Source organism: Sphingobacterium zeae (genome assembly GCF_030818895.1).
Lineage (GTDB): Bacteria > Bacteroidota > Bacteroidia > Sphingobacteriales > Sphingobacteriaceae > Sphingobacterium > Sphingobacterium zeae.
In genome coordinates this window covers 3,246,493-3,259,541 of record NZ_JAUTBA010000001.1, presented here as the reverse complement: position 1 = coordinate 3,259,541, position 13,049 = coordinate 3,246,493, and the positions used below count along the sequence as shown (strand labels likewise).

The 13,049-nt window shown below is 36.7% G+C and carries 14 protein-coding genes; 4 read left to right on the top strand and 10 right to left on the bottom strand.

Annotated elements, in window-relative coordinates; genetic code table 11:
- Window positions 1-17: 17 nt before the first annotated feature.
- Window positions 18-845, bottom strand: coding sequence for a DsbA family oxidoreductase (locus tag QE382_RS13625; protein ID WP_307186380.1), 828 nt, complete (start codon window positions 843-845; stop codon window positions 18-20).
- 131 nt (window positions 846-976) lie between these two features.
- On the opposite strand from QE382_RS13625, the gene QE382_RS13620 reads away from it, so the two are divergent.
- Window positions 977-1,369, top strand: coding sequence for a winged helix-turn-helix transcriptional regulator (locus QE382_RS13620; protein WP_307186379.1), 393 nt, complete (start codon window positions 977-979; stop codon window positions 1,367-1,369).
- Window positions 1,370-1,406: 37 nt separating this feature from the next.
- On the opposite strand, the gene QE382_RS13615 is transcribed toward QE382_RS13620, so the two are convergent.
- The 7 genes from QE382_RS13615 to QE382_RS13585 form a co-directional block, all read right to left on the bottom strand.
- Window positions 1,407-2,042, bottom strand: coding sequence for a peroxiredoxin (locus QE382_RS13615; RefSeq protein WP_307186378.1), 636 nt, complete (start codon window positions 2,040-2,042; stop codon window positions 1,407-1,409).
- 178 nt (window positions 2,043-2,220) lie between these two features.
- Window positions 2,221-3,600, bottom strand: a complete 1,380-nt coding sequence (locus tag QE382_RS13610) for a type III PLP-dependent enzyme domain-containing protein (protein ID WP_307186377.1) — start codon at window positions 3,598-3,600, stop codon at window positions 2,221-2,223.
- 185 nt (window positions 3,601-3,785) lie between these two features.
- Window positions 3,786-4,673: a helix-turn-helix domain-containing protein gene (locus QE382_RS13605; RefSeq protein ID WP_307186376.1), complete on the bottom strand. Its 888-nt coding sequence runs from the start codon at window positions 4,671-4,673 to the stop codon at window positions 3,786-3,788.
- Between the two features lie 60 nt (window positions 4,674-4,733).
- On the bottom strand, window positions 4,734-5,330 hold the full coding sequence (locus QE382_RS13600; protein ID WP_307186375.1) for a c-type cytochrome: 597 nt from the start codon (window positions 5,328-5,330) through the stop codon (window positions 4,734-4,736).
- A 7-nt stretch (window positions 5,331-5,337) separates the two neighbouring features.
- A complete protein-coding gene (locus tag QE382_RS13595; RefSeq protein ID WP_307186374.1) occupies window positions 5,338-5,976 on the bottom strand; it encodes an SCO family protein in 639 nt (212 codons plus the stop codon).
- Window positions 5,966-7,648, bottom strand: a complete 1,683-nt coding sequence (locus tag QE382_RS13590; RefSeq protein ID WP_307186373.1) for a cbb3-type cytochrome c oxidase subunit I — start codon at window positions 7,646-7,648, stop codon at window positions 5,966-5,968. Before QE382_RS13590 ends, QE382_RS13595 begins: the two co-directional genes overlap by 11 nt.
- 14 nt (window positions 7,649-7,662) lie before the next feature.
- Window positions 7,663-8,103, bottom strand: coding sequence for a cytochrome c oxidase subunit II (locus tag QE382_RS13585; RefSeq protein ID WP_307186372.1), 441 nt, complete (start codon window positions 8,101-8,103; stop codon window positions 7,663-7,665).
- 477 nt (window positions 8,104-8,580) lie between these two features.
- Between QE382_RS13585 and QE382_RS13580 the strand changes: the two genes are divergently transcribed.
- Together QE382_RS13580 and QE382_RS13575 are read left to right on the top strand one after the other, a co-directional pair.
- Window positions 8,581-10,593, top strand: coding sequence for a TonB-dependent receptor (locus QE382_RS13580; protein ID WP_307186371.1), 2,013 nt, complete (start codon window positions 8,581-8,583; stop codon window positions 10,591-10,593).
- Window positions 10,526-10,945, top strand: coding sequence for a TonB-dependent receptor domain-containing protein (locus QE382_RS13575; protein WP_307186370.1), 420 nt, complete (start codon window positions 10,526-10,528; stop codon window positions 10,943-10,945). The genes QE382_RS13580 and QE382_RS13575 overlap by 68 nt, the downstream gene beginning before the upstream one ends.
- A 358-nt stretch (window positions 10,946-11,303) precedes the next feature.
- On the opposite strand, the gene QE382_RS13570 is transcribed toward QE382_RS13575, so the two are convergent.
- Both QE382_RS13570 and QE382_RS13565 read right to left on the bottom strand, forming a co-directional pair.
- Window positions 11,304-11,732, bottom strand: a complete 429-nt coding sequence (locus tag QE382_RS13570) for a GNAT family N-acetyltransferase (protein WP_307186369.1) — start codon at window positions 11,730-11,732, stop codon at window positions 11,304-11,306.
- A 48-nt stretch (window positions 11,733-11,780) separates the two neighbouring features.
- Window positions 11,781-12,125: a nuclear transport factor 2 family protein gene (locus QE382_RS13565; RefSeq protein WP_307186368.1), complete on the bottom strand. Its 345-nt coding sequence runs from the start codon at window positions 12,123-12,125 to the stop codon at window positions 11,781-11,783.
- A gap of 121 nt (window positions 12,126-12,246) precedes the next feature.
- Here QE382_RS13565 and QE382_RS13560 point away from each other — a divergent pair, with 121 nt between their 5' ends.
- Window positions 12,247-12,813, top strand: coding sequence for a TetR/AcrR family transcriptional regulator (locus QE382_RS13560; protein ID WP_307186367.1), 567 nt, complete (start codon window positions 12,247-12,249; stop codon window positions 12,811-12,813).
- Window positions 12,814-13,049: the final 236 nt, after the last annotated feature.

Here is a 13,049-nt window from a genome sequence, read left to right as displayed (position 1 = left end):
TATGTTATTGTTAAAATTTATTGTTCACATGTACCGTCAGGTTTACAAACAGCACCTTCTATTAAGTCAAGTTTGCCTTTCGGTTTTTCTTCTCTCCACTCCTCAAAGGATTTTCGTAGTATCTCAAGGAAAACTTTAGGATCTTGAGCTCCTGAAATTGCTCGTTTTCTGTCGAAAACAAAATATGGTACCCCATTGACACCAATTTCCTGAGCTTCCGTTATGTCTTTTTTTACCGCTTGTATATAGATTTGATTCTCTAAGGCTTGTTGTAATGCCACTCCGTCTAAACCTATCGATTGACCCAAACTAACGAGTGTAGGAATGTCATCAACATTTTTACCGTCTGTGAAGTAGGCTTTAAACATAATCTCTTCCGCTTGATCTCCCTTACCGTTTTCTTTAGCAAAATGTTGAAACTGATGAGCTTTTAGCGTATTTACAGGAACTGTTTTATCGAAGTTGTAGGTCAGACCTACATGCTTTGCCATCTGTGTGGCGTATCCATTAAGCTGTTTGGCCTGCTCTAAGCTTATCCTTTTTTGATCCACTAAAACCTCATGAATACTCTTATCGGGTTGGGTTTGCAATTCCGGCATAATCTGGTAACTTTTCCATTCAACCTCTACTTGGTTTTTATAAGCAAATTCACTTAAGGCAGTTTCGAATTTTTCTTTCCCGATGTAACAAAAAGGACACATCACGTCGCTCCATATTTCAATTTTCATTTTCCCATTTAATTTTTGATTTGAAACTATTTCCATTCGCTGATCTTTATTTTTAAAAGTATCGTTTTCATTGAAAGCGAAAAAGCTTCCAATAATTATAATCGCAACTAAAAACACTAAAAATTGTTTTCCTTCACTTCATTATTCAGTTCTTTGTTTTGATTATACAAAATTACGAAGGAATTACTTACTTTTGTATAGTGCTATACTAAAGTATAGTGAATAATTTGGATAATAATAATTGAAAAATGGAACTGATCGATATCAACGTCATTCAGAAGTGTCCAGAGACTTATCTTTTGGCGGTAAATGACACCCTAAATGTATTGGCTGGTAAATGGAAGCTGCCTATTATGGCGTCCTTGCAATTTGGCAGGAAACGCTTTAAGGACCTGGAAAAAGAAATTCCTAAAATTACGCCGAGAATGCTTTCTAAAGAGCTGCGGGACTTAGAGCTCAACGGAATGGTGAATCGTATTGTTCATGACAGCTTTCCAATTATCATAGAATATGAATTTACAACTTCAGGGAAATCTTTTAAAAGTGTGATTGATGCTATGATCATTTGGGGAATTGAACATAGACAAAATACCTTAAATGGATCGAACGAAAACTTGCCTACGACAGTAATCGACAATTAGGTATCCGATTGTCGATTACAATAATAGCTGTATCTAATTATTCTTTCGGATAGGGCGTATATCTAAGATAAGGCTTGACTTCTGTTATCCCTTTAGGAAATTTTTCAATTGCTTCCGAAGTAGTTAAACCGAGTGAAATGATTACATCGTCGCCAAGGTTCCAGTCGGCAGGTGTAGCAACTTTATATTGGTCACTCAATTGAAGGGAATCAATAACACGCAATATTTCATCGAAATTTCTACCTGCTGACGCTGGGTAAGTCATCGTTAAGCGTATTTTTTTTTGCGGATCAATGATGAATACAGAACGTACAGTCTGTGTGCCAGATGCATTTGGGTGGATCATATCGTATAAAGTTGATACTAGTCTGTCCTGATCGGCAATTAAAGGAAAATCAACATTTGTTTGTTTAACCTGGTTGATATCTTTAATCCATTCATGATGATCTTCAATAGCATCTACACTTACGGCTATTGCCTTAACGCCTCTTTTTTTAAACTCATCGCTCAACTGCGCAGTTCGCCCCAACTCTGTTGTACATACAGGTGTATAATCTGCGGGGTGGGATAACAATATCCCCCAGCTATCTCCAAGAAAATTGTGGAAGTTAATAAATCCATGTGTTGTGTTAGCCTCAAAATTGGGCGCATCGTCACCTAAATGTAATGTCATAATACCTAATATTTAAAAATAATCTGTTGATAAAAATTACTCCATTAAAATTACTGGAAGCTTTTTTATAATTGTGGTATTAATTCTAGAAAAAATGGTCTTTATGATATATTGTTAGCACGTGAGAAAATATGGGGCTCTGCGAGCAACTGATATTCGAATTAAAAAGAATAAGATATTATTGATATCCTAATATGCGTAGCAGATTTTTGCTCTTCTGCCTTTCAGAAAATACCTTGATCGCAAGGTTGCCATCATTATCTTTATCTATAAGTATATGTTTAGGATCTGGAATCATACAATGGCTAACACCTCCAAATCCGCTGAGTGCTTCCTGATAGGCTCCAGTGTGAAAAAAGGCAATAAACTGTTCGGCATCACCATTAGGTAAATTGATAAATTCCCTTTTTTCTGAATTCGGATAGATATCGGCACTATCGCATGTCAATCCACCCAAAACAAAAGGTGATTGCTCTTGATCTAAATTATTTATTGGAAGAACAGGATATTCTTGCCTAATCGCCCAAGTGTCGGGAAGGTGGGTAATGAACGATCCATCTATTATAGCCCAATTGATAAGTGTGCCTCTTTTTTTCTCATGAATCTTAAATATAGTAGTGGTTGCTTCTGACACAGTATATTTTCCAAATTCTGTGATAATGTCTGGCTCAGGTACTCCCTCCTGCCGGCATACATATTGAATGGTAGTCACGATACGATGAACAAAAAGGATTATATCGAAATTGGTTCCAGGATTATTCCTAAAGGGCATTCCTCCGCCGATATCCAACGTCGTTAAATCACAATTTACCCTTCTCATTTCACAATAAAACTTTACAACCTCTTCTAGGACATCCCAATAGCTATCGTTTTCTGCCATTCCCTTTTCGTTAAAGAAATGTAGTGTGGTAAATTTTAGAAAATTATTCGTTTTAATAGCAGTGTTGAATAAAGTTCTAATATCCTGAGGAGAGAGTCCAAATCTCGATTCATGGGGGTAGAAATGAAGAAAACTAAGATTTAAACGTATTCCAATCTGTATTTCTTTTAAATGCGATAAATTGTTAATGTAATGCTGAAGCTCACTCTTACTATCAATTATAGGTAATACATTACAAGATCCCATTTCAATCAACGAAATGATACCGTCTTGATACCTCGGTGTTTTATATCCGTTGCAAATAACTTTTATGCGAGTTGTGATACTTCCTTCCCTCATTAAGGCTTCGATCAATGCGATATCATATTCGGAAGAAATCTCGATACCTATATTCAATTCCATGGCCTTTTTCAATACATGCCGAAAATGTGAACTTTTCGTACAATAATAGTAGGTATATGTCCCTCTATATCCAGTTTGTGCGATTACCGTTGTAAAAAAATTATCCATCGCCTTAATTTGATCTGTAATTGATGGTAGAAATGTAAATCTTAATGGCGTGCCGTATTCCTTAGCTAATCGAAATAGATCGATATCTCTATAAAATAATCTTCCATCTTTTACATTAAATTCCGGTGATAGCTCAATATCCTTTTGTGGCTTTAAATGTTCTTTCATAGACCAATACCCTTTTTTAAAAAATAATGCGAATCTATTACATTTTTCCTCTTGAGTAACGGTATTAATCCTGTAAAAAATGGTAATTTACATATGTAGCACATACAGTTTCGACCGTAACCGATCAAACTCCCGCTTTTAATGTGTAGATTATATTTTGTAATAGTGTAGTGTTTGAAGAACTGTTATGATTTGTTGTAATATTGTTTTCTAAATGCCTCAGGCGTAAATTGTGTGTATTTTTTAAAAAATTTGATAAAATAAGATGTATCAAAAAAATTCAAATCTATGGCGATTGCTGCAACAGATAACTCAACGTTTACAAGCATTCTTTTTGCTTCCAGCAATATCCTATTCCGAATGATTTCTCCAGAGGACATATTAATCTGGTCTTTACAGATAAAATTTAAGTGATTGGAGGTGATATAAAGTAGTGCAGCATAATCTTTCGGAAGCCTTAGTTCTTTGAAATTCTCCTCTATCAAATCTAGAAACTGTTTAAAAAGTAAAGAATTATAGTTTGTCTTGGCGAAAATTGGCATTTCAGCATCCATTTCTCTGCTTGATAACACAAATAGCCTAAGCAGGTCGGCTGCAATGATTGTTGGCGCTAGATGATGATTTTCGCATAGCTCTCTTAAAATATCTTCAAAAATGGAAACTATATTGACACGGTTACTCTCACTCAATTTTAACATTTGACCACTGGAAAAAATATTAAAAAATGGGAAATGGTCAATCATTGATGAATTTATGCCGAGTTGATCGAAAAAAGTAGCAGAAAAATTGATAACGTAACCATCTACATCGCTTTCAAATTCCCACCTATGCACCTGACCGGGACGCATAAAGTAGATACTGCCAGCTTCAATGGGATAAGATTTAAAGTCTATGATATGCTGTCCCTTACCGGAAGTAAAATATACCAAATGATAAAAAGAGTGCTTATGCACTTTCTTGATCGGTGGATTGTTTAATAAATAGCCATGAAACCTGTCTGCATTGAAAAGGTCATTTGATAGCTTATTCGTTATCAAATTACAGATATCAAAAGTGGGGTAAGTTTTATCCATTTCTCAAATATGCTTTTAATTCTATAGCAATACAACTTTTTTTACGGACTCCCTTTCTTCTCATGTTCGTTTCTTTTTTGAAGTTAAGGTGTCGCTAACATAATTAAGATAAGCGCTCAAGTAAAATATCGTAAGCAGTAGAGCAATAATTGAAGCAATAATCAGCCATGATGTTGTATCGCTAAACTTTAGGGGACTTTGTGCTTCGTCAAAATTTAGATATAAAATTTTATCAACGAATCCATTTTTATCTTTGTAAGGGTTAGTGTATGCGGGCACATATCTTTTTGAAGCTTTTGCGGGCACACCGTTACCTTCATTTTTAATATAGGCAATAATATTTCTAATTTGCTCTGGGGATAGGTCCTTATGATCAGGCATAATTGTTCTATTATATTCTTGAAAGAGCATTTTAGCTGTTTCATCCCCGGCCATAATCAGTGTCTGTGAAGAATGAACGAAGTCAATAATCCACTTTTCTTCATGTCTTTTATCTACATCTTTTAGTGCGGGACCAATTACTCGCTTGTCTATTGAATGGCAAGATGCACATCTGCTTTTGAATATACTTTTTCCCGCTTCAATATTTCGTTGCCCATAAATGGGAAATGAAAAGAAAAATAGAGCAATCAAGATAATCCCGATAAATTTCATCATGGTTCAATTATTTTAATAGTTTTTTTATATCTTTAATAAGCTGTTTTATATCAGCTGCCTCGGTGCCATCATAATACCCTCTAGCATATCCGCTTTGATCGATAAGTACGATGCGATCGCTATGGATAAAGTCTTGTGGGCCACCGTCTCCATCTGTCGCCATTATTTTAAGATCTTTACGGGCATACCTGTATAGATCTTTTTTTCTACCTGTCACTAGATTCCATTGTACGGTATTGATGTTCCGGATATTTGCATACTCTTTTAATACTGCAGGCGTATCCCTGTCCGGATCCACCGTAAAGGATACCATTCTTAACTGATGTTCATCTGAAAATTCCTCTTGAATATCTCCCATGCCTGCAATCATTTTTGGGCAGATTGTCGGACACGATGTAAAAAAATAACAGGCGATCCATACTTTACCCTTCACAAATTCACTGGATATCAACTTACCTTCCTGATTACTAAATTCGAAAGCACCAATATGCTTTGCCTCACCTTTCTTTATCTCAAGAAAGTTTTCACCGTAATATGGAAGTGCGATATCGTTTGATGCTACATAACGGACCAACATAAATGCTAATAAGGGCACAGCTAATACCAATGCAACAAACCAACTATATACTCTTGTTTTACTTTTCATTGTCGATCAGATTTGATGGATTATCCATGTGATATTTACTTTCGACAGGTTTTCCATATTTAAAAACATTTTTGAATGATGGAATATAGGTACTTCCAATTAGGATCACCGCTAATATGATCCAAGGTTTCATGTTTAACAATAGTGGTATTTCCCGTTCATTATGTAGTTCTTCAGATTCGGGCATGCTGATTGTTGGAAGCTCTACAGCTTTATTGCACAGCATTTTAAAAAATGAGATAAAGTAGAGTAATGCAGCTGTTCCCATAATAAGACCTCCGACCATCGTGACGGTTGATGAAGGTACCCAATGACTATTGTATAATGGACTCTCCGGATTTGTATAGGTAAGACCCATATTAGTTCGACGGGGCTCACCCATCAATCCGCCAGCCATAAGTCCATGTGACAAGAGTGAGACACCGACCGTCCACAGGTAGGGTATGATCGTTACCGTAAATTTAGATGTCATCGGTTTTCCAGATAGGTGCTGGTACATAAAAAGGGTGAGACCCAGGATAAAAAGAATGGATGGTCCGGCAACAGTCATATGAAAGTGCCCCGGCACCCAGCCCGTATTGTGAACCAACTGATTCAGCGTATAAGATCCATTGACAATGCCCGAGAGTCCGCCAAAAATGAAAAGAATCAAACCGCAGATAAAATATCCGAAAAGATAATTGTCAGCCCTTAACCAAGGGAGTCTAGACATCCACTGAAAAAGTCCCTTAGCACCTCGCTTACGGCCCGCATATTCCAATGAAGCGCCTACTGTAAAAGCCGTCATAAAGCTAGGAATGGAAACTCCAAATGTCAATATGCTTACCCATAGCTTGATGCTAGGTGCTATTCCACCTTCGCTGAACTGGTGATGAACGCCTACAGGTGTTGAGAGGATTAGAAATAGTAACAAAGCCAGGCGAGCAGCATTGCCAGAATATAATTTTCCACCGGCTATTTTTGGCAGCATGGTGTAATATCCTACATAGGCAGGTAAAATCCAAAAGTATACCAATGGATGACCAAACATCCAGAACAGCGTTCTGGTCATTGGTACATTAACTTGGTTGGTAAGGCCTAAGGCCCAAGGGGTCAACAAAACGAGCAGTTCATAGATGACCGGAATGCTAGCCATAAACCACATGGTGAAGTTTACGAATGTTCCAAGAATAGCAATAGGCATATGTAGCGACGGATTTTCTTTTTTCCATTCAAACCAGATCTTGACCCATCCCGCGAATGCTATCCAGCTACCTATTATTAACATTGCAGTCCCAATATAAAATAAAGCTGATGCCTGCAATGGAGCATAAAAAGTGTAAAGCGCTGAAGCTTTTCCCAATACCATCACAACGAGATCTATCGCAGAACCTATAACCATGAGAATCATGGATAACATGTAGGACCACTTTGATGGTTCCTTTTTAAGGTAGTTTGTAATAGTATAGTGCCCAAAAACTACCGCAAAGAACGTTGTGAGGACAATAGCGTTGATAACTCCGTGCATCGTTAATCCTTGATAGTAATTTATCCCTGCAGTAGCATGTTGATGAAGCACTCCGGATCGATAAAGCGTCTGCATTACTCCGTTATATACGCCAAGTATAAATAGGCTCATCGGCATAGTTAGACCGATAAGCAGTGTTGTTTTAAACTGATTACTCACCATCATATTGTTTACAAAATTTATTTCACAATTATTTTACCCATCATGTTCTGATGGCCTGTACCACAAAATTCGTTACATACAAAGCGATACGTACCCTCCTCCTCAAATTTGGTGGTAATTTTGTTGATTGTTCCTGGAACAGCCATCATGTTAACACCTTCTTCATTAATATGAAAACCGTGGACGATATCTTTTGAGGTTAGGTAAAAGTCAACTGTTGAACCAGCAGGTATCTCGATTTCTTCCGGATCAAAAGTCCACATATGTGCGACAAGATAAATTTCGTATAGCCCATCATCTATCTTTTTTACTGCCGATTTCTCAAAAGTTTTCTCAAAAGGCACACAAGTTGGCATATCAATTTTCCGGCTGTATGAATTGTATAATACTGCAAAGAAAAATAGGGACAAAAGTACTCCACTTGATATAATCGCTCTTAGTTCGTATTTATCTACCATGATATTATTTGTTTAAGCTCTATCAATCTGAATGTAATAAACGCTAAACCATACAAGCGCCGTTAAAATCAACAACATAAACATAAATGCAATTGTACCATAAGGTCTAAAATGTTCTTCATTACTATTCTTATTATCCATCGTATTCGTATATAATATTTGTATGCAAAACTATTGGGGATAGCAATATATATCAAGGTATAAACGACATCTTAAATAGTACTATTCATGGAGAAACAATGAATAACTTTTATTACTTGCTCAATTCTATGCCGTTTCATTTTCTAAAGAAATTTTTAACGAAAGCATTTAGGTCAATTCAAAAAAATGTTTCCGTAGTTGGATGCTACCCACATGAGGTACGCTGCTTCATTCACAAAATTCAAATAGTATTTTGGAGTACAGGTTTATTATTTATATTTGTTCTAAATAAATATTAAATACAACCTTGTAGTCATAATCATCTATATCATTGACATGAAACCACCGATCAATTTTAACTTTTTTAATCCCATAGGGATTTTTTTTATTTTAGTTATGATTTTATTGTCCCATAAAGCATTCTGCCAAGCAGCAGCAGTGCGTGGTACAATAAAATCACAAACTGGGGAACGAATGCCATTTGTAACGGTGTCGCTTTCGGAAAGCAAAAAAACAGTCCAAACTGACAATAATGGAGATTACAGCTTTACCACATTACAAGCTGGAAATTATATAATCTCTGCCAAATATTTGGGCGCAAACATGGAGTCAAAACAAATCACATTACTTAATGGTCAGGAAATGGTGGTAGACTTTGTATTAAGTCTAAAAGAAAGGGTACTTGACGGCATCGAAATCTCGGGATACCGCAGGTTTGGAAAGAAAGAATCCGAACAGGTAGCAAAGTTACCTTTAAAAAATTTGGAGAATCCCCAAGTATACAATGTTGTGCCCAAGGAAATTTTGCAGGAACAGGTCATCGTGACGTACAATGATGTGCTAAAAAATGTAACCGGTGTGAGCCAGGGTCTGGTCAATGGAAGCAACTCTTTTTATATGCGCGGTTTTGAGAACAACAGTTTCATTAGGAATGGCATCCAGGATAGAAAAGATAATAGTTTGGAAGTCGCTAATATTGAACACATCGAAGTATTGAAAGGCCCGTCGGCCACCTTATTTGGAAATAGTTTGACCTCGTTTGGTGGATTGATTAACCGGGTGACAAAGAAACCTTTCGACATAGCTAAGGGGGAGATTTCATATACATTGGGCGGATTCGACCTGAATAGAATTACTGCCGACATTAACACCCCCCTGGTAAAAGATGCTGGACTTCTGATGCGCACAAATATTGCTTACCACGATGAAGGCAATTACATGGATGCAGGTTTTACCAAACGTCTTTTTATTGCACCATCTCTCTTGTATAAAGTAAATGATCGTTTAACAATTTCGATCGATGCGGAGATCTATCAACAGAAAGCAAATGACTTCCATCGCCTATTTCCCGAAATGTCATTCACAAAAAAAAGCACAGAAAGCTTGGGAATCAACTGGAAGAGATATTATCATGGGAACGACCTAACGGAATCTAAACCATCCGTTAGCATTTATGCTGAAGCCGCTTATCAATTGTCAGCTAAGTGGAAGTCACAAACGCTGATCTCGCAAACAAAACACTCCAGTGTTGGCTACCGCGTATGGAATGAAATTATGCAGGACAGTGTGAATAGAAACATCCGATATAGTAACTCAAATTATAATAGTATTGAAATTCAACAAAATTTCACTGGAGACTTTGAGCTTGCCGGCCATCGCAACCGTTTGGTAGTGGGGCTGGATTATTATAACGCCCGATCCAATGAAAACTTCATTATTGCCTACCCGTTCGACCGTATCGGTCTAAAAGGAAAAGATCCAGCTTATACTCATATTTCGAAAGCTACTGTAGATGCATTTTTAGCCACACTAAATCCCATACGTACAATCAGTGAACAAAGTACTTATAGCGCCTACTTTTCTGATGTTTTTAATATAACTCATAATTTTTTGGCCATGGCGAGCCTTCGCATTGACCACTTTGCATCTGGGGGCTCATACGATCTGGCGGCTGATACGGTTACCGGAAAGTTTAGCCAAACAAATCTTTCGCCGAAATTGGGACTCGTGTACCAGCTTATACCAGACAAAATATCTTTATTTGGAAATTACATGAACGGATTCGCAAACAATGGTCCTGCTATACAGCCCGATGGTGCACGAACGGTTTTTAAGCCAAGCAATGCTAATCAATGGGAAGCTGGTCTCAAACTTAATTTGCTTGATGGCAAATTAAACTCGACAATAAGTTATTATGATATTAAAGTGAACGATATCCTCAGACCTGATCCCACCCGCAATGGTTTCACTATACAGGACGGGGGACAAATCAGTAGCGGACATGGAAACAGAATTGATTGTCAACATGGTCAAAGGTTTCAATATTATTGCTGGATATGCTTACAATAAAGCTTACTCCATAAATACAAATGCCGATATCGATGGATTACGTCAGTGGACGGGACCAGCGCAAACTGTCAATTTATGGGTAAACTATGCATTTCAGGCTACAGCCTTACAGGGATTCTCAATTGGTGCAGGTGGTAATTATAATAGCAAAGCCTACATCAGTCAATCGCGTCAGTATGGTGAATTTCATATTCCGGAATACGTGGTCATGAATGCTGTGGCGGGTTATGACATCAAAAGATTTCGGATAAGCTTTAAAGTGGACAACCTCACAAATAAGCTATACTGGGGTAGTTACGTCAACCAAATGATGCCTAGGCGTTTTTCCGCTAATTTAGCCGTAAAACTTTAATATATGTATAAGCCTATTGGCTATTCATATGATAGTTAGAAAAAAAGAAGGATAATTTATCGGATTATCCTTCTTTTTTACGTGTACATCGGATCCTTCATACTTCTACATGATGTAAAGGTGAATTTATCTGACTGTAGGGATGCTGTTCAAAAATAAAATGATAGTTATTTTGTTCTTTTAAGACACGCTGATCTTTAAGTAGCTTTAGAAAAAGATCACCACCTGATAAGTTACCCAATCCACCAATTACTGCTATTTTCTCATATTGCAAAAAAATAGTACAAATTTAATACAACCAAAATTGAAACTGCAATGACTTCAAATCTTTACGTCGATAATATTTGTATAATTTTGATTAGTTCTTTAATATATAGATGTTGCTATCCCTTTTATTAAAACCAAGCTTTTGATATAATTCTATAGCCGATGTGCGGTGTTCTTCGGTAAATAGTAGCACTTCACTGAGTTGCAGTTCGCTGGAGATAGCTAGCAATTTTTCGATGAGTATCCTCCCGATTCCCATTCCGCGATATTCCTTGTCTACGACGACGTCCTCAATCCAGCCTTTTCTGCCCGATATTACACGATAGACGGCCATTGAGGCAATGCCGACTATTCTGTCACTCGAAAAGCATGCAAGTACGGTAACCTTATTATCTTCCGTTAAAATTTCATCCAATCTTGATTGTCGCTTATTGGGGCTTAATTGCTTAAATAGTTCAAAAACTTGATTTTGAATATTTGCATCAACATTGGTATTGTTTAAAACTACTATTTTAATCATGATATATCTATAATATTAGTTCAATATGGATGTGTTTTGTAGAAATTATTAGGGTTTCTGGATGACAAAGGCTTTAAGCTCCGCTATCTTTCCATCTTCAAATCTCCAAATATCACAATAGTCAAAATGTTCATATTTTCCGGTCTTACTTTTCAGTCGGATTTCTCCAGTCACTGTAACAAAATCGCCCTCTTCAATTGTCTTTTCAACGTTGAAAACTGGCGGCTCTTTATAAAACTCTTTCATGTAAGCACGAACTTCATCTTTTCCATTTAAAATCCGATCACCGACGAAAACCCATTTTGTTTGCGGCGTACAGTATGATAAGAAGCTTTCATTATCTCCTTTGGATACAAATTCATTGGCTGTGTGTAAAATTGTTGTATTTTTCATTTTCGAATGTTTTTTATTGCTATTCTATGAAATTAAAACCTAGGTCATTTGACCTAGCTCAAATATAGGTCATTCGACCTAAATAACTGAAATTTTTAAGATTTATTTTTAAATTTGAAGGATGGATAAAAAAGAAGAGCGTTTAAATCACATTTTATCAACAACGATAGCGATCCTTACTGAACAAGGAGCGGAAAAGCTATCGATGAGAATGGTTGCTAAACGTGCCAATATATCGCTAAGTAATCTCCAATATTATTATAGGGATAAGAATCTCCTCTTCATTGCCACAGTTGAGTTTTACTTTGAAAGTTGTAAAAAGGAGCTTACAGAGGCTATAAAACTTTTAACTGAGGATAGTCTCCCCGATAAAAATACTTTTCTGAAAAAAGTATTGAGCATGTTATTAATCAATAGCAAATCTAGTCATCAAACACTAATGTTTCAGGAAATATGGACTTTGGCCTCCAGAAATAAAGAATTGCAGCATGCAGTAGAAGCATATTATAAAACATATTGTCTTTGGATGATCAATCTGGTTGCCAAATTTTGCTGCAAACCTGAGGATATTGTGAGCTTTCTTATCCCTTTTGTCGAAGGTTATACAATTGTTCATAATGTAATTCCTTCGACCAAAGAAAACGTGATCGCAATGATGTTAAAAGTAATTTCTATCTTGGATAAGTAAAACCATTTTCTTTGTCGGATCGGGTATTGCCTGCAATTCATTGTGCATATTTGCCAGATCATGAAGTTCTACTGCGGCGAAAATACCACCATCTCTAAAGTAGAGTTTCTCCAGTGAGCTATCCTTTTTGTCGTCCAAGCCGTATTGTAACCAACGCTGTCTCGTTGTTTCGACTAGGGAAAGATTTACGGAATTGATGAAATTCTTCTTTGGAATAATCCCCCAGATGGAACTTG